The organism is Arthrobacter sp. FX8 (genome assembly GCF_026723805.1).
Classification (GTDB): domain Bacteria; phylum Actinomycetota; class Actinomycetes; order Actinomycetales; family Micrococcaceae; genus Arthrobacter.
On the sequence record NZ_CP113505.1, the window covers coordinates 1642693 to 1663561 of the forward strand.

Genomic DNA, 20869 nt, shown 5'->3' on the forward strand with positions numbered 1-20869 from the left:
GGCACGCAACAGGGCCCCGCCGGATGGCGGGGCCCTGTTGCGTGGTGGAAAGGCTACGCGAGCAGCGAAGGCTTCAGCTGCTGCAGCCGGCCCAGCAGGCCGTTGATGAACTGCGGCGACTCGTCCGTGGACAACGTCTTGGCCAGCGCGACGGCCTCACTGACCGCCACGCCGTCGGGGACGTCGTCGTTGTAAAGCAGCTCCCAGGTGCCGATGCGCAGGATGATGCGGTCTACGGACGGCATCCGCTCCAGGCTCCAGCCCTGCGAGTACGTCTCCAGGAACTCGTCAATGGCTGCCTGCTGGGAAAGCACGCCTTCGACGATTTCCAGGGTGTAGGGGTTGACCACCTGGTCGGTCTTTTCCCGGCGCGCACGAAGCACGTCGAACGCCGAAACGGAGCGCTGCTCCGCCTCGAAAAGAACATCCAGTGCCCTGTTGCGGGCTTTACCGCGGGCGCTCACTACTCAGTGACCCGGCCCAGGTAGCTGCCGTCGCGGGTGTCCACCTTGACCTTGGTGTTGTTCTCGATGAACAGCGGAACCTGGATCTCGTAGCCGGTCTCCAGCGTGGCGGGCTTGGTACCCGCGGAGGAGCGGTCACCCTGCAGGCCCGGCTCGGTGTAGGTGATTTCGAGGACGACGCTCGGCGGCAGTTCAATGTAGAGGGGTTGCCGTCGTGGATGGCAATGTTGACCATCTGGTTCTCGAGCATGAAGTTGGTGGCGTCGCCCACCGTGGCACCGGAGACGGTGATCTGGTCGTAGTCGGAGGTGTCCATGAAGACGAAGTCCGCACCGTCCTGGTACAGGTACTGGTAGTCGCGGCGGTCCACGGTGGCCGTCTCGATCTTGAGCCCGGCGTTGAAGGTCTTGTCAACAACCTTGCCGGACATCACGTTGCGCATCTTGGTCCGCACAAAGGCGCCGCCCTTGCCGGGCTTGACGTGCTGGAATTCGATGACGTTCCAGAGCTGGCCCTCAAGCTTCAGGACCGTTCCGTTCTTAATGTCGTTAGTGGTTGCCACTGGTTTCCTCTGGTTTCTTTGTCTGGCCGCGTGGTCAGATGCTGTATGCCGGGCGGGCACGCCACATCGGCCCGCCTGCACGTGTTTGTCAAAAATCGCGTGGATGCAAAAATTCCACAACCATTCTACCGGTAAATCGGAGCGGGCCTTTCCGCCGGCGCTGCCGGCCGGCTCAGCAGGCCAGGTCCAGGACGTCCCTGGCACGCTGGAGGGCCACCGTGGATGAATAGATCTGGGCGGCATCCGCCGATTGCGCCACCCCCAGGTCAAGCGCCCTGGAGAAGGACTCCACCGCCGCGGAGGTTTGGCCGGCTGCGTACTGCGTGCGGCCCAGGTACAGCAGGGCCAGGGCCTCCCGCGGCGTGCCGTGCGCCTCAGCCAGGAGCTGCCGGAACAACCCAATGGCACGGTCCATGCGGTGGCTGACGCTGAGCACCTCGGCTTCGAACACACGGAGCAGGAATGATTCCGGGTCCTTGAAGCGTGCCTCGGCCAGCAGTTCGGCAGCTTCGGACGCGTGGCCCTCAACCAGCAGCACGAAGATGTGGTCAGCGGGGTCGGTGGAGGCGGCCAACGCCTCCCGCACCACGTCCTCGTTGACGACCTGGGGCAGCAGCGTGTCCGGATTGATCCGGATACCCGGGAAGCCGGCCTCGGGCCAGTCGGAGGTTCCGCTCATGTTGCCCTGCATCAGGAGGCAATTTCCTGGTAGGCCGCAAACAGCAGCGAGGTGTCCGGGACGTCGAGGATCCCCGGTTTGGCGATGCCGTCAAGCACCACGAAGCGCAGCAGGTCGCCGCGGGATTTCTTATCGCGCCGCATCCCGTCCAGCAGGCCCTGCCAACGGTCCCGCCGGTAGGTGACCGGGAGCCCAAGGCCTTCCAGGATGCTCCGGTGCCGGTCGGCGTCGGTATCGCTGAGCCGGCCCACGCTGCGGGCAAGTTCCGCTGCGAACATCATGCCCACGGACACGGCGGCGCCGTGCCGCCAGGAATACCGTTCCACCAGTTCGATGGCGTGTCCCAGGGTGTGTCCGTAGTTCAGGATTTCCCGCAGCCCGGACTCTTTGAGGTCCTCGGAAACAACTTTCGCCTTGACGGCGATAGCCCGCTCGATGAGTTCCCGGAGCACGTCGGAGCGCGGGTCAACCACGGTGGCCGGGTCCTTTTCCACCAGGTCAAGAATGGCGGGATCGGCAATAAAGCCGCACTTGATCACCTCGGCCAGTCCGGAAATGATCTCGTTCTTCGGCAGCGTGTCCAGGGTGTCCAGGTCCGCCAGGACGGCGGCGGGCGGGTGGAAGGCGCCGACGAGGTTCTTCCCCTCCGCGGTATTGATGCCGGTCTTGCCGCCCACGGACGCGTCCACCATGCCCAACAGGCTGGTGGGCATGTGGATGACTTTGACCCCCGCAGCCAGGTGGCGGCGACGAAGCCTGCCAGGTCGGTCACTGCCCCGCCGCCGACGGCGACGATGGCGTCCGAGCGGGTGAAGTCGTTTTGGCCCAGGACCTGCCAGCAGAAAGCTGCCACCTGGATGTGCTTGCCTTCTTCGGCGTCCGGGATTTCGGCGGTGAGGGAGGTGAAACCGGCGGCTGCGAGTTCATCGCGGACGGTGTCGCCGGTGAGGCGCAGGGCGCGGGGGTGGATCACCAGGACCCGGCGGACGCGCTCCCCGAGCAGCGCGGGAAGGTCACCAAGCAGGCCGCGCCCGACGACGACGCCGTAGTTGTTGCCGGCACCCTCGCCGGTGACGTTGATGACTGTTGATTGGGTGTTCACTTTTCAACTTCCTGTTTGGCAGCTGCGTGGTTCCGCAGTGCTGCTTCCAGCCGGCCGCCGAGCTCGGGTATCGAGCCGTGGCGGACGTCCAGGGTGATGTCGGCCAGCTTCTCGTAGACCGGCCTGCGGGTGGCGAACATTGCTGTCCAGCGGCCCATGGCGTCGCCGGCAAGGAGCGGCCGGCCGGAGTTCCGGGCAATCCGGTCGGCGACGGTGTCGGCGTCGCACTCCAGGTACACGACGGTGCAGTGGCTGATCAGCTGCTGCGTCCCCGAGTCGAGCACCGCTCCCCCGCCGAGCGAAATAACAGTGGTTGTCCCTTCGGCTTCCTCAACGGCGCGGGCGACGGTCCGCGCCTCAATTTCCCGGAAGGCGTGTTCACCGCGGCCCGCGAAGATCTCGGCGATGGATCCGTGCCCGGCAACGATCACGGCGTCCGTGTCGACAAACCGGACGCCCAACTGCTGCGCCAGCTGCTGGCCGATGGCCGATTTGCCCACGGCCATGGGGCCGATGAGCACAATCGGCCGGTCGCCGACAGATCCGGTACTGCTGCGGTGGAGCACTACTGGCCGATCGAGTCCAGGGATGCCGGGATGTTGTCCAGGTAACCCTTGATGTTGCGTGCGGTTTCCGCCACGGAGTCACCGCCGAACTTTTCGATGACAGCCTCGGCGAGGACCAGGGCCACCATGGCCTCGGCCACCACGCCGGCGGCCGGGACTGCACAAACGTCCGAGCGCTGGTGGTGGGCCTTGGCCGGTTCACCGGTGCTGACGTCGATGGTCCGCAGGGCACGCGGCACGGTGGCGATGGGCTTCATGGCTGCACGGACGCGGAGGACATCCCCGATGCTCATGCCGCCTTCGATGCCGCCGGCACGGTTGCTGGCGCGCACAATCCGGCCGCCGCCGTCGCGGACGATCTCGTCATGGGCGGCAGAACCGCGGCGGGCTGCGGTGAGGAAGCCGTCGCCCACCTCCACGCCTTTGATGGCCTGGATCCCCATGAGGGCCGCAGCAAGCCTGGCGTCCAGCCGGCGGTCCCAGTGCACGTAGCTGCCAAGTCCCGGCGGGAGGCCGTAGGCAAGGACCTCCACCACGCCGCCCAGTGTTTCGCCTTCCTTGTGCGCGGCGTCCACCTCGGCCACCATGGCGTTCGACGTGTCACGGTCGAAGCAGCGCAGGGGGTCGGTATCCAGGGCAATGACATCGCCCGGTACGGGCAACGGACGGCCTTCGGGCACCGTCACGCTGGCAATGGACACGGTGTGGCTGACGAGCTCAATGCCGAGGTGCTTGAGGAACTGCGCCGCTACGGTGCCCAGCGCCACCCGGGTGGCGGTCTCCCGCGCGCTGGCGCGTTCCAGCACCGGACGCGCTTCGTCGAAGCCGTACTTCTGCATGCCGGTGAAGTCCGCGTGCCCCGGACGGGGACGCGTCAGGGGCGCGTTGCGCGCCTGGTCGGCGAGGAGTTCTGGGGCCACCGGGTCGGCGGACATGATCTGCTCCCATTTGGGCCATTCGGTGTTTCCCACCTGGATGGCAACGGGGCCGCCCTGGGTGATGCCGTGCCGGACACCGCCGAGGATGGTGACCACGTCCTGCTCGAACTTCATCCGCGCACCGCGGCCGTAGCCAAGGCGGCGGCGGGCCAGGGAGTCTGCGATGTGCCCGCTGGTGATTTCCACACCGGCGGGGACGCCCTCAATAATTCCCATCAGAGCCGGACCATGGGATTCACCGGCAGTCAACCAACGCATAATTTCCATCCTGCCACGTAGGGCGGTCAGAACGCCCGCCGGGCAAGGCCGACTGCGTCACACATCACATCTATGACAGCTGCATTAACGTCTTCCCCGCGACGGGTGAAGAGCCGCACCTGCTCCACTGCCTGGTAAAGCAACATCTCCAGCCCCGGCACCACGCGGCCACCGCCGGCCTGCCATACCGAGGCAACCAGGCTGGGCCACGGATCGTAGGCAACATCCAGCAGCACGCCGGGCGTCGGAGCTTTCAAGGCGGCCACTTCGGCTGCGAGTCCGTCTGCCGCACGGGGCGGCAGGGTGGAAATCACGACGTCGGCTTCCGACGTGGGGCGCGCGGCTCCAGCCAGGGGGCGGACCTCCAGGGCAACTCCCAGGCTGTCCGCGGCTGCACGGACATCTGCTGTGCGTGAGGCATCGCGGACGAAGACTTGCACCGTTCCGGTGCCCAGTTCCTTCAGGGCAGCGATGGCCGATGCAGCGGTCCCGCCGCCACCAAGGATGACAGCCGTTGGTGCTGCGGGGGTGCCCGCATGGCACAGGGCGTTGACGATCCCGGCAACGTCCGTGTTGGAGCCCACCGTCTTGATGCCGCCGGCTGAGTCCTCGAAGGTAACGGTGTTCACCACGCCGAGGGTCTGCGCGACTCCCCGTACCTCGTCCACTTCCTGGAGCATCGCCGTCTTCAACGGCATCGTGACGGAGAGCCCGCGCCAGCCCGGCTGGTGCCGGATCTGGCGCATGAAGGACGGCAGCAACTCCTCTGTGACGTCGATGGCCGTGTAGCTGATGCCCGCGCCCAGCTGCCCGTATGCCGAGAGATGCAGCGCCGGGGATTTCGAGTGGCTGATCGGGTGGCCCAGCACGGCAGCCCGCAGAGTCATGTGCAGCGGCCCGCGTTGGCCTGGCACCACGCGTTGTACTGCTCGACGTACGCGTTGTGTTCAGCCAGTGTCTTGGCGAACTTGGTTTCCTTGGTGTCCAAATTGATGGTCACCCAGTACAGGTAGTCATTGGCTTTGGGCCGGGCGGCCGCATCGATGGCGGTCTTGCCGGGAGAACCGATGGGTCCCGGCGGCAGCCCCGGATTGGCGTAGGTGTTGTAGGGGTTGGATTTGTCCTGGCGCTGCTCGTCCGTGAAGTTGAAGCTCCGGGTGCCAAGGCCGTACGTGACGGCGGAGTCAACCTGCAGGAAGCCACCGGTCTGGTCATTGGGCTTGAGCCGGTTGTAAATGGCGCCCGCCACGTCACCGTAGTCTGCCTGTCCGCCCTCGGCCTGGACAATGCTGGCCACGATAACGGCCTGGTACTGCTTGGCGGGGTCCGTGATGCCCTGCGACACGAGTTCATCGGTGGTGGACTTCACCAGCGCCTGCAGGATGTCCTTGGCCGGGGTTCCCAGCGGGAAACGGTACTCACCCGGTGCCAGGTAGCCTTCGAGGTTCTTGGCGTTGGCGGGCAGGCCAAACTGTGCGGGCTGGTTGCTGAGGGCCTGCAGCTGCTGCACGGAAATCCCCGAGCCCTCCGAGATCGCCTGCAGCGATTCGCCAATCCTGAGGCCCGCGCTAAGGGCGAAGTAAATGACCTTCGTCTTGTCCTTGCCCGCCAGGATGTTGACCGCGTCCGCGTTCTTCATCTCGGTTTTGAAGGTGTAGTCGCCCGGCGACAATGTGCCGCCGGAGGCATGGAACGCCTGCATGAACGTGTCGGCGTTGGCCACGACGCGCTGGTTCTCCAGTTCCGTGGCGACCGATCGGGTTCCCTCGCCGCTTGCCACCGTGATCCGGACCTCACCCGATCCGGGACCCGGGAAGTCCGAAGGCTTGCCGTTGCCCAGGAGTGGCTTGAGGAACTGGGCTCCCACGGCCACAGCCGCCACAAAAACGGCAAGGGTCAGGAACAGGGCGAGCAGCCTGCGCCGGCGCCGGACCTTCTTCGAGGGGCGCGGCACTACCTGGGCTGCCGATGAGCCGGGCAGCAATCCATGGTCCGCGTCGTGGTGGTGGACATCGTGGTGCGGTGCGTCCACGTGGGCATCGTCGTGGTATCCGGCGGCGTGGTGGACATGGTCGTCGTGCACTTCCTGGTAGTCGTGCAGGTCCGGGTGGTGCAGGTCCGCTGCGTGGTGCACGTGGTCTTGGTGCCCGGCGGCGTCGTGGTGCAGGGCGACTTCATGGTGCACATCGTCATGAAGCGTGACAGCGTCCTGGTGTCCGACGGCGTCATGGCCGCCGACGTTGCCATGGTGCGGGACGTCGTCGTGATGTCCAAGGGGCGCAGGGGCGTCCGGGGCGGCAGCGTCGCCGTCGAAAGGGTCCGCGTGGGAAGGACCTGCGGGCTCTTCGTCCTGGATGGACGGGGGTGCCTCCGGTGCCGCAGGAACATCACCTGCGCCGGGCAGCGGAGCAAACGTGGGCGCCGCTGCTGGCGACGGCGCCGCAGGCGGTGCGGCCGGGGGCGGCGGGACGTCGCCGGTTTCATAGGCCTGCTCGGGCACGGCGTCCTGGCCACCGGTATTGAGGCTCTTCTCCCGTGCCCGCAGTTCCTTGCGGGTCAACGGCCTCCCAGCCCCGGTATCCAGCCGGCCGAAGGTGTCGTCAATGTTGGCAGGGCTCACTGTTGCCTTCCATTATCTGAAGATTGGGCCGTGTCTGCGGGGATGGCGCGGACGGTTTCGTCCGTCCCACCGGCCCCCAGGTCCACGGACGGGGGTGGCGCTGTCACGCGTGAGCCGACATCCGCTCCCCTGGCTTTCTGCATGTCGATGGCGTGCTGAAGAATACCCGCCGCCGCGACCTGATCCACTACTTTACGGTGGTCCCTGCTGCTCATGCCAGCTTCGTGCAGGTTCCGGTGGGCCGTGACACTGCTGAGGCGCTCATCCACGAGGTTCACCGGAACGGCAAGACCGCGCCGTGAAAACTCCGCGGCGAGGAGGAGGGCATAGTCCGTGGCCATCCTGGCCGAGGCATGTTCTTCGCCCTTCATCGTCCTGGGCAGCCCGACGATAACCTGCACCGCGCCGAGTTCCTCCGCCAGTTTGGCGATGACGCGCACGTCCGAGTTTTTCCTGGCATTCCGGTCGAGGGTCTTGTACGGCGTGGCAAGGATGGAGTCGCGGTCGCAGACGGCCACGCCCACCCGGACGGTGCCGACGTCCACCCCCAGTTTGACGCCCTGGGGGTAGCCGCCGGCAGCAACAGGATCGGTCATAACGTGGTTAGCGCCTTGAAATGGCGTCGACGACGGCTGCCAGGGCAGCGCCGACCTTTCCGGCGTCGGTTCCGCCGCCTTGGGCGACGTCGTCCTTGCCGCCGCCACCACCACCGAGGACACCGGCAGCCACCCGGACCAGGGCACCGGCCTTGACGCCGGCCTCCCTGGCTGCCTCATTGGTGGCTACCAGGATCAGTGGACGGTCGTTGGCGACGCCGGCCACAGCCACGGCGGCAGCTGCCGAACCGAGCCGGTTGCGCAGGTCAAGGGCCAGGCCGCGAAGGTCGTCGGCTCCGCTGACGGTGCCGGCGTCGTGGGCCAGCACCTTGACGCCTGCGGCGTCCTGGGCGGTGTTGACCAGCTGCGCAGCGGAAGCGGCCAGCTGTTCTTTGCGGAGCCGGTCCAGTTCCTTCTCGGTGGCCTTCAACTTGGCCAGGGTGGCGGAAATCCTGTCGGCGAGCTGGCCGGACGGGACCTTCAACAGGTCCGTCAGTTCGGTCACCAGGGCACGCTCAGCCGCAAGGTGGCGGAAGGCCTCCATGCCAACGAAAGCCTCCACGCGGCGGTTGCCCGAGCCGACGGACTGTTCACCCAGGAGCGACAGGCTGCCGATCAGCGAGGTGTTGGCAACGTGGGTGCCGCCGCACAGCTCGCGTGACCACGCGCCGTCGATCTCCACCACGCGCACCTCGCTGCCGTAGTTCTCCCCGAAAAGGGCCATGGCGCCCATGGCCTTCGCTTCGGCCAGCCCCATGATCTTCGTTTCCACCGCGTAGTTGTTACGGATGGCCAGGTTGGAGACTTCCTCGATTTCGGACCGCGTGGCGGTGCTCAGGCCTTCGCCCCAGGCGAAGTCGAAGCGCAGGTACCCCGCCTTGTTGAAGGATCCACGCTGGGTGGCCTCCGGACCAAGGATCTGGTGCAGCGCGGCATGCACGATGTGCGTGCCCGTGTGGGCCTGCTCAGCGGCATGGCGGCGTTCACGGTCGACGGCGGCGCGCACCAGCGAGTCAGCGCCGATTTCGCCTTCGCGGACAATCGCCTTGTGGACACTCAGGCCCCTTACGGGCCGCTGGACGTCCAGGACCTCGACGACGAATCCGTCACCGGTGATCAGGCCGGTGTCGGCGGCCTGGCCGCCGGCTTCGGCGTAGAAGGGGTTTCGGCCAGGACGAGTTCGATCTCGTCGCCGGTGGCGGCCTGCTGCACCTGGCGGCCGGCGCTGAGCAGGCCGCGAACGCGCGACTCGCCCTCAAGCTCGGTGTACCCGGTGAAGACCGTCTCGCCCTGGGCCAGGATGTCCTGGAAGACGGTGAGGTCGGCGTGGCCGCCCTTCTTGCCCTTGGCATCGGCCTGGGCGCGCTGGCGCTGTTCCTGCATGAGGCCGCGGAAGGCCGCCTCATCCACTTTGAGTCCCGCTTCCTCCGCCATCTCCAGCGTGAGGTCGATGGGGAAGCCGTAAGTGTCGTGCAGCGTGAAGGCGTCCGCACCGGACAGCGGCTTGTTGGCGGCCTTGGATTCCTTCACGGCCTCTTCCAACCGGGCGGTGCCGGACGCGATGGTGCGCAGGAACGCCTTCTCTTCGGCGTAGGCAATGCGGCTGATCCGGTCGAAATCGGTCTCCACCACCGGGTAGACGCCCTTCATGGCGTCGCGCGATACGGGCAGCAGATCAGGCAGGCAGGCCTGTTCCACACCCAGGAGGCGCATGGAACGGACGGCACGCCGGATGAGGCGGCGCAGGACGTATCCGCGGCCCTCGTTGGAGGGGGTCACGCCGTCGGAGATCAGCATCAGTGCCGATCGGATGTGGTCGGCCACCACGCGCATGCGCACGTCGTCGGTGTGGTGGGGATCGTCCGGGGTTTCGGCGGAGGTGTATTCCCTGCCGGACAGTTCGGCGGCCTTGTCGATGACCGGCCGCACCTGGTCGGTCTCGTACATGTTCTCGACGCCCTGCAGGATCATGGCAAGGCGTTCCATGCCCAGGCCCGTGTCGATGTTCTTCTTGGGCAGCTCGCCGACGACGTCGAAGTCCACCTTGGAGCGGACGTTTTCGATCTGGTACTGCATGAACACCAGGTTCCAGATCTCGACGTAGCGGTTCTCGTCGGCGATGGGGCCGCCGTCAACGCCGTAGGCGGGACCGCGGTCGTAGTAGATCTCGGAGCAGGGGCCGGCGGGTCCGGGCTGGCCGGTGTGCCAGTAGTTGTCCGACTTGCCCATCCGCTGGATGCGTTCAGCCGGGACGCCGGTGTTCTTCAGCCACAGTTCCTCGGCTTCGTCGTCCTCTTCGTAGACCGTCACCCACAGACGTTCGGGCGCAAGGCCGTAGCCGCCGTCGTCAACGCTCTTGGTGAGGAGCTCCCAGGCGAACTTGATGGCGTCTTCCTTGAAGTAGTCGCCGAACGAGAAGTTGCCGCACATCTGGAAGAAGGTGCCGTGGCGGGCAGTCTTGCCCACTTCCTCGATGTCGCCGGTGCGGATGCACTTCTGCACGCTGGTGGCGCGGGAGTAGGGCGCTTCTTCGCGGGCAGTGAGGTACGGAATGAACGGGACCATGCCGGCCACCGTGAACAGCAGGGAGGGGTCGCTGGAGACCAGCGATGCGGAGGGAACCGCCGTGTGGCCCTTGCTGACAAAAAAGTCCACCCAGCGCTTTGTGATCTCCTGCGACTTCATGAGCTGTTTTCTTACCCTTCTTGGTCCGTCCCGCCGGGCGGCACGGAAATTTCGTTCAGGTGGCAAGGTTCCCGGATCGGGTTCCTGCCGGTTGTTGGCTGGTGCCGGTTGTGCCCCGCGGGCTCAGCGGCGGACCAGTTCCGCGGACTCGACGCCAAGGGCGGTCCGCAGGTCGGTTTCCCGTTCGCGCATCCCTGCGCGGACGGCATCCGCGAAGTCGTACACCCCGTCGGCAAGACGCCCTGCCGCACGGTTGAGGCCCTCAGGCCCAAGAGTGGACTGGGCCTGGCTCACTTTGCGGAAGGCAATGACCCCAATGGCCACGCCGATTCCCATCCAGACAATTCTTTTCATATTCGTTCTCTTCGAATCTAGCGGCTGCGGCGGCCGGCAGCGGGCTTCCGGCGGTTGGCGACGGCGCTGCGCACGCCGTAGCTGAACGCCGCAACCTTGATCAGCGGCGAGCCCACCGTGGCGGCCACCAGCGAGGACAGGGCGGAAATGTTGGCGGATGCGTCGGAGACGTTGGACGCGATACCGTCCACCTTCTTCAACTGCTGGTTGGTGGTGGAAACGGTGGCCGTTACCTCATCCATCAGGGGCGTGGCGCCGTCGCTGATGGACCTGATGGCAGTCCGCACTTCGTCGAAGACTTTCCCCAGCTTCAGGATGGGGACCGCGAGCAGCAGCACCAGGAGCGCGAACACCCCGGCAGCGATCAGGCCGGCAATATCGCCACCAGTCATAGACGTTCATCTCCTCGAAATTCTGTGATTGAGCCCCATCCGCGGCGTGACGGAATGCCCGTTGCGCAGATGTCCCCCAAGTACCTTACATACAAAGAAGCCCGCGGCGCGTGCCACGGGCTCTTTGGATACGCTGCTGTGATTTAGCGTGCGTAGAATTCGACGACGAGCTGCTCTTCGCAGGTCACCGGGATTTCCGAACGCTTGGGGCGGCGGACCAGGCGTGCCTGCAGGGCTTCCAGCTTGACGTCCAGGTAGGCCGGAACGGCAGGCAGGACGTCGCGGTGTGCGCCGGCTGCGGCAACCTGGAGCGGAACCATGGTCTCGCTGCGGCTGTGGACGTGGACCAGCTGGCCCTCGCCGACGCGGAACGACGGGCGGTCAACGCGGACGCCGTCAACCATGATGTGGCGGTGCACAACCAGCTGGCGGGCCTGGGCGATGGTGCGGGCGAAGCCGGCACGCAGGACCAGGGCGTCGAGACGCATTTCGAGCAGCTCGATGAGGTTTTCACCGGTCAGGCCCTTGGTGCGGCGGGCTTCTTCGAAGGCACGGGTCATCTGAGCTTCGCGGATGCCGTACTGGGCGCGCAGACGCTGCTTTTCGCGCAGACGTACGGCGTAGTCGGAGTCCTGCTTCTTGCGGGCACGGCCATGCTCACCGGGGCCGTACGGGCGGCGCTCCATGTACTTGGCGGCCTTGGGGGTCAGAGCGATGCCGAGGGACCGCGAGAGGCGGGCCTGACGGCGAGCACGAGTGTTGTTAGCCACTAGTGTCCTTCCAATATCTGCGGTGTGTCAGTGTTACTGGCCTCCACGATGGAGAGCATCGGCCAACCGCTGCCTTTTGCTACTGGGCGCAGGGCATAACCTTCTCAACGAATTGGGGAGATTGTGCGTCCGTGCCTTGCCAGACGAACATCCAGCCTACCATGGCGGCTACTTGCCCCGCACAATCTTCCGCAACCGCTCCAGCCGCTGGGCGATGTCCCGTTCCGCTCCGTTGCCGGTGGGCTGGTAGTAGTCGCGGCCCACCAGGTCGTCCGGCGGGTACTGCTGCGTTGCCACCGCGTGCGGGGCGTCGTGGGCGTACTTGTACCCCACGCCGTGTCCCAGCTGCTTGGAGCCCGGGTAGTGCGCATCCCGCAGATGCGCGGGAATGCCGACGCCGAGTCCCGCGCGCACGTCCGCGATGGCTTTGTTGATGCCCATGTAGGCGGCATTCGATTTTGGCGCGGTGGCGAGGTGGACCACGGCCTCAGCCAGGATGATCCGTCCCTCCGGCATCCCGATCAGCTGCACCGCCTGCGCCGCGGCCACGGCGGTCTGCAGCGCCGTGGGGTCGGCCATGCCCACATCCTCTGCCGCCGAGATGACGATCCGACGCGCCACGAACCGCGGGTCCTCCCCGGCTTCAAGCATCCGGGCAAGGTAATGCAGGGCAGCATCCACGTCCGAGCCCCTGATGGACTTGATGAATGCGCTGGCCACGTCGTAGTGCTGGTCACCGGCACGGTCATAGCGGACGGCGGCCGCATCCAGCGCACGCTCGGTGTGGCGCAACTCCACGGTGACCGGCTCAGCAGTGACGGGCTCAGCAGCTGCACCCTCCTCCCCCACGGAACGTTCGACGTCGTCCGCGTCACCGAAGGCGACGCCGGCCGCAGCCTCCAATGCAGTGAGCGCCCTTCGCGCGTCCCCGCCGGACAGCCGGACCAGGTGTTCCAGCGCTTCGTCGCTGAGCCGGACCTTCCCGCCCAGCCCGCGCGGGTCCTCGACGGCCCGCACCAGGAGGCCCTCGATGTCGGCATCCGTCAGCGGCCTGAGCGTGAGGAGCAGGGAGCGGGACAGCAGGGGCGAGACCACCGAAAAGGAAGGATTCTCCGTGGTGGCAGCCACCAGGACCACCCAACGGTTTTCGACGCCGGGAAGCAGCGCGTCCTGCTGGGCCTTGTTGAAGCGGTGGATCTCGTCAAGGAACAGCACCGTGGTGGTCTTGTACAGGTCCCTGGCCGTCAGGGCGTCGTCCATGACGCGGCGGACGTCCTTGACGCCGGCGGTGATGGCGGACAGTTCCACGAATTTCCGTCCCGGTCCGCGCGCGATGACGTGCGCCAGCGTGGTCTTTCCCGTACCGGGCGGCCCCCAGAGGATGAGGGAGGTGGGACCGGCCGGGCCCGTACTGTCCGCCCCGGCGCCTGCGGCCAGCTGCCGCAGCGGCGAACCCTGGCCGAGCAGGTGCTGCTGGCCCACCACTTCGTCCAGGGTGCGGGGCCGCATCCGGACGGCCAGCGGACTGCGCGGCGAACCTTGGCTACGGGAACCCTGCCCCCTGGAACCCTGGCCCCCGGAACCGGTGCTTGCCCCGGAGACGGGACCGTCGTCGTCGTCGTTTTCTGGTCCGTGCCCGAAGAGATCATCCACATAGATAGGCTACTTCCAGTCCACCGCTGCTTTTCGCCTCCGTCTTCCGCCCGGCCCTGACACCAAAGGACCTCCCATGCCTGCCACCGTTGCCCACGACGGGCCGCCGTCCGTCCGCACCGCGTTCGTGCCCGGCAGCCGGCTGCCGGGCTGGGCCGACCGGTTCGGCGCCTCGCATGGCGGTTACCGGCTGCAGGATGACGACGACGGCCTCCGCCTGGTGGCGGCCGACGGCACCGAAGCGCTCCTGCAGGCGCCGTGGCCGGCCGACGGACGCCCGGGACGCGGCAGCGGAGCGCTGGAGCGGCTGGCCGCCCTTGCGGCCCAACCGCGACGGCTGGGCCTGCTGCTGGTGCGGCGCGGCGGTTACGGCATAGGGGTGGCAAGCGAAGGCATCCTGCTGGCATCCAAGGCAGGCACCAGGTACGTCCAGTCCCGTACGGCTGCGGGCGGACAGTCCCAGCAGCGGTTTGCCCGCCGCCGTTCCAACCAGGCGGACGCTTTGGTTGCGGCCGTGGCCGGCCAGGCGGCGGACGTGTTCCGTAGTGCGGCCTTCGAGTACCTGGTGCCCGGCGGCGACCGGCCCCTGGCCGACCTTGTCCTCCAGGAACCGGCCCTGCGTGACTACGCCCGCCTGCCACGCCTCGCGTGGCTCGACGTCGCCGAGCCCCGGGCCGCCGTGTTGAAGAAGGCCGCGGTGGACGCCTGCTCGGTCCGGATCACGGTGACCGACGCATCCGGATAGCGCGCACGGCTGCTGCGTGGTCAGCAGCCTGTCAGGGCGCGGCGGGGGCGTTCCTGCCGGTACAGGTAACGCCCGGCTTCCGTGAACCCGGCGTTGGCATACATCGCCTGCGCCCCATGGTTGGCGGCGGTGACAAGGAGCCAGTACTTCCCCGCCCCCTGCTCCGCACCGGCCTGCAGCAAGGACTGGAGGACAGCAGTTCCGTAGCCGCGGCGGCGCGCTTCAGCCCGGGTGGCCATGCAGTACAGCCCGCCCTGGGCGCTTCCGGCGGGAAGGGCGAGGCGCCCGACGGCGGCGGGCAGCCCGGCTCCGTCACGGACAAGCGCGTAAATCGAAGGACAGCCCAGCAGGATTTCCCGGGCGATGGCGAGGGCGTCCTCCCCGCCGCGCCCGTCCACCTCCCACCAGACGCGCAGCCAGTCCGCGGAGGGTTCCCGGGAAACTTCAACGGCAGCGTCCGCGGTTCCTCCAGTCATCGGGCCGCGGGTCATGACCACGGTCCCGGATTGCCGGGTGAAGCCTTCAGCGTCGAGCAGGTCGTGCAGCGCGGCTGTTGCGGGGGTGTCGAACAGCTGGAAGATGACCGGCAGCCGGCGGCTGCGGTACCAGGACCTGGCGTCGGCGAGCAGGCCCCGGAGGCTGTCACCTTGCAAATCCGCGGTGACGGCACGCGGCCAGATGGAGTTGGCGCGCTGGGTCACTCCGCCTGCTGCGCGCAGGACCCAGCCCCCGGCGTCGTACCGTTCCAGGGCCGGCCAGGCGGCATCCATGGCGGCTTCGAGGTCCAGTGGTGCGGGTTCACTTTTGCCCTGGGCGGACAACTGACAGCTCCTTCGTTAAAGGCGGGAGGTTCCCCGGTGATCCGGGGAACCTCCTTGGCCGCTGCCTTGCGGCAGCGTGCGTGATGCTACTGCTTCTCTTCGGGCTTCTTCACTTCCGGCTTTTTGGCCTCCGGCTTGAAGTCCACGCCTGCCTCCTTGCGCTGCTGCGGCGTGATGGGGGCCGGGGCATCGGTGAGGGGGTCGTGGCCGCCGCCGGACTTCGGGAAGGCGATGACGTCGCGGATGGACTCGACGCCCGCCAGCAGCGAGACCACGCGGTCCCAGCCGAAGGCGATTCCGCCGTGCGGCGGGGCGCCGTACTTGAAGCCCTCCAGCAGGAAGCCGAACTTGGTCTGGGCGTCCTCCTTGTCCAGGCCCATCAGCTCGAAGACGCGCTCCTGCACGTCCCGCTGGTGGATACGGATGGAGCCGCCGCCGATTTCGTTGCCGTTGCACACGATGTCGTAGGCGTAGGAGAGCGCCGATTCCGGATCCTTGTCGAAGGTGTCAAGGAACTCGGGCTTGGGCGAGGTGAATGCGTGATGGACTGCGGTCCACTGCCCTCCGCCGACGGCGACGTCACCGGAGGCAACAGCGGCTGCTGCGGGCTCGAACATCGGCGCGTCCACCACCCAGCAGAAAGCCCAGGCGTTGGGATCGATCAGGCCGGTGCGGTGGCCGATCTCCACGCGTGCAGCACCCAGCAGGGCCCGCGACGGCGTCTTCTCACCCGCGGCGAAGAAGATGCAGTCCCCGGGCTTGGCGCCCACGGCGTCAGCCAGGCCGGCGCGCTCGAACTCGGTGAGGTTCTTGGCGACCGGTCCGGCGAGCTCGCCGTCCTCCTTGTAGAGGACATACGCCAGGCCCTTGGCGCCGCGCTGCTTGGCCCACTCCTGCCAGGCATCAAGGGCACGGCGTGCCTGCGACGCGCCGCCGGGCATGACGACGGCCCCAACGTAGGGTGCCTTGAAGACGCCGAAGTTGGTGTCCTTGAAGAAATCCGTGAGCTCGGTCAGTTCCTGGCCAAAGCGCAGGTCCGGCTTGTCCGAGCCGTAGCGCGCCATCGCGTCGGCGTACGTGATCCGCTGGATGGGCGTGGGGATGTCGACGCCGATGAGCTGCCACACCGCCTTGACGATGTTTTCGCCCAGCCGGATCACGTCGTCCTGGTCCACGAAGCTGGCCTCAATGTCCAGCTGGGTGAATTCCGGCTGGCGGTCCGCGCGGAAGTCCTCGTCCCGGTAGCAGCGGGCAATCTGGTAGTACTTTTCGAAGCCGCCCACCTGCAGCAGCTGCTTGAACAGCTGCGGGGACTGCGGCAGCGCGTACCAGGACCCCGGAGCCAGGCGTGCCGGAACCAGGAAGTCACGGGCGCCTTCCGGCGTCGAACGTGTCAGCGTGGGCGTCTCGATCTCCACGAAGCCCTCATGGTGGAGCAGTTCGCGCGCCACCCGGTTTGCCTCGGAGCGGAGGCGCAGGTTGCGGCTGGGGCCGGGACGGCGCAGGTCCAGGTAGCGGTGCTTGAGGCGCGCTTCCTCGCCGACTTCCACGTGCTCGTCGATCTGGAACGGCAGCGGGTCGGAGGTGTTGAGGACGGTGACGTCCTCGGCGATGACCTCGATTTCGCCCGTGGCCAGCGCCGGGTTCTCGTTGCCTTCAGGACGCCTGGAAACGGTGCCCTTGATCTGCAGGACGTATTCATTGCGCAGTCCGTGGAACACTTCCTCCTCGCGGACCACCACCTGGGCCACGCCCGAAGCGTCGCGCAAATCCACGAATGCCACACCACCGTGATCACGGCGGCGGCCCACCCAGCCGGCCAGGGTTACGGTTTGTCCAATGTGCTCGGAGCGAAGGGATCCGAGGTCATGTGTGCGCAGCACAGCACGCCTTTCTGCGGGAAAACAGTGGGAAGTCAATATGATCGTTGCGGGAACGATCCCGTCCGAGTTTACCCGCTGGAAAGGGACTGCCGCCGCATGAGCGAACCGCAGCAGCTGCAACGCAGGCTGGGAACCTTTGATGCCACCGCCATCGGACTGGGCTCCATGCTGGGTGCCGGGGTGTTCGTGGTGTTCTCCCCGGCCGCGGCACTGGCAGGGAATCTGCTGGTCCTGTCCGTGGCTGTTGCCGGGCTGGTGGCGTACTGCAACGCCGTGGCATCGGCAGCCCTCGCCGCCAAGTACCCCACCAGCGGCGGGACCTACGTCTATGGCCGGAAACAGCTGGGCGAATGGCCGGGCTTCCTGGCCGGCTGGGGTTTCGTCACGGGCAAGACGGCGTCCTGCGCGGCCATGGCGTTGACGTTCGGCAGCTATGTGGCGCAGGACTACGCCGTCCCGGTTGCCGTGGCCGCCGTCGTGGCCCTCACCGCCGTCAACCTGCTGGGCATCACCAGGACAGCCCTGCTGACGAGGATCCTGCTGTGCCTGGTCCTGGCAACACTGGTGTTCGTTGGCACCGCCGCCGTGCTGGGTCCGCACCCCGCGCCACTGCCGGGAGGCGCGCATTCCGGCGGGGTGGAGGGCGTCCTGCCTGCCGCCGGGCTGATGTTCTTCGCGTTTGCCGGTTATGCCCGGATCGCCACGCTGGGCGAGGAGGTCAGGAATCCGGCGCGTGCCATCCCCCGCGCCATCCTGGCGGCCCTGGCGGGCGCATTCGCCATTTACCTGCTGCTGGCCCTGCTCCTGCAGGTCCACCTCGGAGAGCGGTTGGGGTCCACAGGCACTCCCCTGCTGGACGCAGTGCTGGACAGCCGGCTGGCAGCGGGTGCACCGCTGGTGCAGGCAGGAGCAGCGGCCGCGTGCCTGGGCGCACTCCTCGCGCTGATCACGGGCGTGGGAAGGACAACGTTGGCCATGGCCAGGGAGCGCGATCTTCCGGGGCCTCTGGCCAGGGTGGGCGGTCCCCACACCGTTCCGTTCGTCGCCGAACTGGCCGTGGCCGCCGTCGTGATCCTGCTGCTCCTGACCACCAACGTGATGACCGTCGTGGGCTTCTCAAGCTTCGGCGTGCTGGTCTACTACGCGGTAGCCAACGCGTCAGCGTTCACCCTTTCCGCCCATCCCGGCTACGCTCCCCGGTGGCTTAACGCGCTGGGTTTCGTGGGCTGCGTGGTACTGGCCTTCACTTTGCCGGCTGCGTCGGTGCTGACCATGGCCGCAGTCCTTGCCGCCGGCGTGGTGGGGCGCTGGCTGGTGCTGCGGTTCCGGCAGCACCGGCACCGGACACAAGCGCCCGGCTAGACCGACGCCGCGGCGGCCGCGGTTGTCTCAACCTGCACTGCCAGGTCCTCCAGCGGCGGCATCCAGGTTTCGGGGGCGGCCAGCACCTGCTCGCCGGTGCGGATGTCCTTGACCTGGTGGGTGCCGTCCTCGTCCGTGAACCAGACGAACGGGATTCCCCGGCGGTCCGCGAACTTGATCTGCTTGCCGAACTTCTCGGCCTTGGCAGCCACTTCGGTGGGGATTCCCCGGCTGCGCAGCAGGGCGGCGACATCCTGGGCAGTGCCCCAGCTGTCGTCATGGTTCAGGGCCACCAGCACTGCAGTGGGAACAGAGCGGGAGGCTTTGGCCAGGTCCTGGCTCAGGATTCGGGACACCAGGCGGGTGACGCCGATGGAGAGGCCAACGCCCGGGAACTTGCGGTTGCCCTTCGACGCCAGGGCGTCGTACCGGCCGCCGGAGCAGATGGACCCCAACTGTTCGTGGCCCACCAGGACGGTTTCCACCACCGTGCCGGTGTAGTAGTCCAGGCCACGGGCGATGCTGAGGTCCGCCAGTACCTTGCCGGGCGCCCGCTGCACGGCGGCATCGATGACCTGCTCCAGTTCGTCCAGGCCCTCGTCCAGGAGTTCGTTGCTGACACGCAGGGCACGGACCTGGTCCACAAAGGACGTATCTTCCGTTCGGATGGCAGCCAGTTGAAGCGCCTTGGCAGCCTGCTCGTCGGTTGCGCCGAGCTCGGTCTTGAGCAGTTCGGCCACCTTTGCCGGACCGATCTTTTCGAGTTTGTCGATACTGCGCAGCACGCCTGCGGTGTCATCGAGTCCGATGCCCCGGTAGAAGCCTTCCGCCAGTTTGCGGTTGTTGATCCGGAGACGGAAATCGGGGATGGGCAAGGCACTGAGTGCTTCGGCGATGACCAAGGCGATCTCGACGTCGTAGCGGAACGGAAGCTCGCCGTCGCCGACCACGTCGATGTCCGCCTGGGTGAACTCGCGGGCCCGGCCTTCCTGGGGCCGCTCGCCGCGCCACACTTTCTGGATCTGGTAGCGGCGGAAGGGGAAGGCCAGGTAGCCGGCGTTTTCCACCACGTACCGGGCGAAGGGAACGGTCAGGTCGAAATGCAGGGCAAGCGCGTGGGGATCGGCCTTGCCGGCTTTAACGGGGTTCTCGCTCTCGTCCTCCTGGAGCCGGCTGAGCCCGTACACTTCCTTGTCGATCTCGCCCTTGCGCAGCAGCTGGCCCACTGTCTCCACGGCGCGGGTTTCGATCGAGGTGAAACCATGCAGTTCAAAAACCCGGCGCAGGGTATCGAGCACATGCAGCTCCACCAGCCGCTCCTCGGGAAGCCACTCGGGGAATCCGGACAGGGAGGCGGTGCGTGCCATGGGGAAGGTTCTCCTTAGGAATGGAAGGTGCGCCGGAGCTGCCGGCCGCGCCCGCAACGGCGGTCGTTCGGCGGCAGCACAGCCAGCCATGCATAAACTATGTGCGGCAGCCAGTTTATGCGTCATCCGTGTGCATCTCTAATGCGGCGGACCCGCACGGCCTGGCCCTTAACACCTGCGCCCCGCGGCCAACCGCCGGGCACCAGCAGCCCGACGACGAGGAGGACCCTTGGCGGCCAGTTCACGCAGTGCACGCGAAGCAAAACGGCGCATCCAGCAGATGGAAGCCAAGCGTGAGCTCCGGCGCGACCAGGAGAAGCGGCGGAAACGCGACAACCTCGTGGCCGCCGGCGCCGGAACCGCCGCCGTGCTGCTCGCCGTCGTCCTCCAGCTCACCGCCTTCGCCGGAAACCCCACTGAGGACGAATATGCCGCCGCGCAGGCGGGACTGACGGAACCATCCACCTCTGCAAGCGCCTCCGCGACACCCTCGGCGCCGGCCACCAACGGGCCCAACATCCCGTCCGCGGACACGGCGGCGGGCAAGACGTTCACCGGCGAACTGCTGCTGAACGGCAGCGCGCTCGGCGTGGAAGTGGACGGGACCAAGGCTCCGCAGGCAGCAGCCGTTTTCAAGTCCCTCAGCGACGAAGGCTATTTCAACGGCAAGTCATGCCACCGGCTCACCACTGCGGACCAGTTCGGCGTGCTGCAGTGCGGCTCCCCCAACGGGGACGGACAGGGCGACCCTAATTACACGTGGGGTCCGCTGGAAAACACGCCCGCAGACAACACCTACCCTGCCGGCACCATCGCCGTGGCCCGCACGGGGAACAACGCGTACGGCAACGGGACACAGTTCTTCATTGTCTACAAGGACACGGTCATTCCGGCCGATGCTGCCGGCGGCTATACCGTGGTGGGGAAGGTGACATCCGGGCTTGATGTTGTATCCAACATCGCTGCCGCAGGCATCACCCCGGGAGCCGGCGACACGGACGGCGCGCCAAAACAACCAGTCACGATAGACTCGTTCTCTCTGAAGTAGGAAG

Annotated in this window: 18 protein-coding genes and 3 pseudogenes; 3 read left to right on the forward strand and 18 right to left on the reverse strand. The window is 67.0% G+C overall.

Features of this window, described 5'->3' with window-relative positions; genetic code table 11:
* Nucleotides 1-53 precede the first annotated feature (53 nt).
* The 15 genes and pseudogenes from nusB to OUO20_RS07490 form a co-directional block, all read right to left on the reverse strand.
* Nucleotides 54-464, reverse strand: coding sequence for a transcription antitermination factor NusB (gene nusB / locus OUO20_RS07425; RefSeq protein ID WP_018769312.1), 411 nt, complete (start codon nucleotides 462-464; stop codon nucleotides 54-56).
* A pseudogene (gene efp, locus OUO20_RS07430) lies at nucleotides 464-1026 on the reverse strand (elongation factor P). Before efp ends, nusB begins: the two are co-directional and overlap by 1 nt.
* 172 nt (nucleotides 1027-1198) lie before the next feature.
* Nucleotides 1199-1717: a tetratricopeptide repeat protein gene (locus tag OUO20_RS07435; protein ID WP_268003171.1), complete on the reverse strand. Its 519-nt coding sequence runs from the start codon at nucleotides 1715-1717 to the stop codon at nucleotides 1199-1201.
* Nucleotides 1717-2244: a 3-dehydroquinate synthase family protein gene (locus tag OUO20_RS21660; RefSeq protein WP_442781133.1), complete on the reverse strand. Its 528-nt coding sequence runs from the start codon at nucleotides 2242-2244 to the stop codon at nucleotides 1717-1719. Before OUO20_RS21660 ends, OUO20_RS07435 begins: the two co-directional genes overlap by 1 nt.
* Nucleotides 2245-2319: 75 nt before the next feature.
* A pseudogene (locus OUO20_RS21665) lies at nucleotides 2320-2807 on the reverse strand (iron-containing alcohol dehydrogenase); the annotation flags it as partial.
* Nucleotides 2804-3373, reverse strand: a complete 570-nt coding sequence (locus OUO20_RS07445) for a shikimate kinase (protein WP_018769316.1) — start codon at nucleotides 3371-3373, stop codon at nucleotides 2804-2806. The gene OUO20_RS07445 and the pseudogene OUO20_RS21665, both read right to left, overlap by 4 nt.
* A complete protein-coding gene (aroC, locus tag OUO20_RS07450) occupies nucleotides 3373-4572 on the reverse strand; it encodes a chorismate synthase (protein ID WP_026265774.1) in 1200 nt (399 codons plus the stop codon). Before aroC ends, OUO20_RS07445 begins: the two co-directional genes overlap by 1 nt.
* 23 nt (nucleotides 4573-4595) lie before the next feature.
* A complete protein-coding gene (locus OUO20_RS07455) occupies nucleotides 4596-5456 on the reverse strand; it encodes a shikimate dehydrogenase (RefSeq protein WP_056390456.1) in 861 nt (286 codons plus the stop codon).
* Nucleotides 5453-7189: an endolytic transglycosylase MltG gene (gene mltG / locus OUO20_RS07460; protein WP_056390459.1), complete on the reverse strand. Its 1737-nt coding sequence runs from the start codon at nucleotides 7187-7189 to the stop codon at nucleotides 5453-5455. The genes OUO20_RS07455 and mltG overlap by 4 nt, the downstream gene beginning before the upstream one ends.
* Nucleotides 7186-7785, reverse strand: a complete 600-nt coding sequence (ruvX, locus tag OUO20_RS07465; protein ID WP_056390463.1) for a Holliday junction resolvase RuvX — start codon at nucleotides 7783-7785, stop codon at nucleotides 7186-7188. The genes mltG and ruvX overlap by 4 nt, the downstream gene beginning before the upstream one ends.
* Nucleotides 7786-7792: 7 nt before the next feature.
* A pseudogene (alaS, locus tag OUO20_RS07470) lies at nucleotides 7793-10470 on the reverse strand (alanine--tRNA ligase).
* 123 nt (nucleotides 10471-10593) lie between these two features.
* Nucleotides 10594-10824 carry a DUF6167 family protein gene (locus OUO20_RS07475; RefSeq protein WP_268003172.1) on the reverse strand — a complete coding sequence of 77 codons (231 nt, stop codon included), beginning with the start codon at nucleotides 10822-10824 and terminating at the stop codon, nucleotides 10594-10596.
* 17 nt (nucleotides 10825-10841) lie between these two features.
* Nucleotides 10842-11216 (reverse strand): DUF948 domain-containing protein, encoded by a 375-nt coding sequence (locus OUO20_RS07480; RefSeq protein WP_018769323.1) that lies wholly within the window; start codon nucleotides 11214-11216, stop codon nucleotides 10842-10844.
* A 143-nt stretch (nucleotides 11217-11359) separates the two neighbouring features.
* On the reverse strand, nucleotides 11360-11986 hold the full coding sequence (gene rpsD, locus OUO20_RS07485; protein ID WP_009357431.1) for a 30S ribosomal protein S4: 627 nt from the start codon (nucleotides 11984-11986) through the stop codon (nucleotides 11360-11362).
* 168 nt (nucleotides 11987-12154) lie between these two features.
* Nucleotides 12155-13639 carry a replication-associated recombination protein A gene (locus OUO20_RS07490; RefSeq protein ID WP_223991633.1) on the reverse strand — a complete coding sequence of 495 codons (1485 nt, stop codon included), beginning with the start codon at nucleotides 13637-13639 and terminating at the stop codon, nucleotides 12155-12157.
* A gap of 76 nt (nucleotides 13640-13715) precedes the next feature.
* Here OUO20_RS07490 and OUO20_RS07495 point away from each other — a divergent pair, with 76 nt between their 5' ends.
* On the forward strand, nucleotides 13716-14384 hold the full coding sequence (locus OUO20_RS07495) for an acVLRF1 family peptidyl-tRNA hydrolase (protein ID WP_268003173.1): 669 nt from the start codon (nucleotides 13716-13718) through the stop codon (nucleotides 14382-14384).
* 20 nt (nucleotides 14385-14404) lie between these two features.
* On the opposite strand, the gene OUO20_RS07500 is transcribed toward OUO20_RS07495, so the two are convergent.
* Both OUO20_RS07500 and aspS read right to left on the reverse strand, forming a co-directional pair.
* A complete protein-coding gene (locus tag OUO20_RS07500; protein WP_268003174.1) occupies nucleotides 14405-15205 on the reverse strand; it encodes a GNAT family N-acetyltransferase in 801 nt (266 codons plus the stop codon).
* Between the two features lie 86 nt (nucleotides 15206-15291).
* The gene (gene aspS / locus OUO20_RS07505) at nucleotides 15292-17088 is read right to left on the reverse strand and encodes an aspartate--tRNA ligase (protein ID WP_018769327.1); all 1797 of its coding nucleotides are present in this window, start codon (nucleotides 17086-17088) and stop codon (nucleotides 15292-15294) included.
* Between the two features lie 96 nt (nucleotides 17089-17184).
* On the opposite strand from aspS, the gene OUO20_RS07510 reads away from it, so the two are divergent.
* On the forward strand, nucleotides 17185-18450 hold the full coding sequence (locus OUO20_RS07510) for an APC family permease (RefSeq protein WP_268003175.1): 1266 nt from the start codon (nucleotides 17185-17187) through the stop codon (nucleotides 18448-18450).
* Here the strand turns inward: OUO20_RS07510 and hisS are convergent.
* The gene (gene hisS, locus OUO20_RS07515) at nucleotides 18447-19817 is read right to left on the reverse strand and encodes a histidine--tRNA ligase (protein WP_268003176.1); all 1371 of its coding nucleotides are present in this window, start codon (nucleotides 19815-19817) and stop codon (nucleotides 18447-18449) included. The genes OUO20_RS07510 and hisS overlap by 4 nt on opposite strands.
* 229 nt (nucleotides 19818-20046) lie before the next feature.
* Between hisS and OUO20_RS07520 the strand changes: the two genes are divergently transcribed.
* A complete protein-coding gene (locus OUO20_RS07520) occupies nucleotides 20047-20865 on the forward strand; it encodes a peptidylprolyl isomerase (RefSeq protein WP_134164700.1) in 819 nt (272 codons plus the stop codon).
* The last annotated feature ends 4 nt before the right edge of the window (nucleotides 20866-20869 follow it).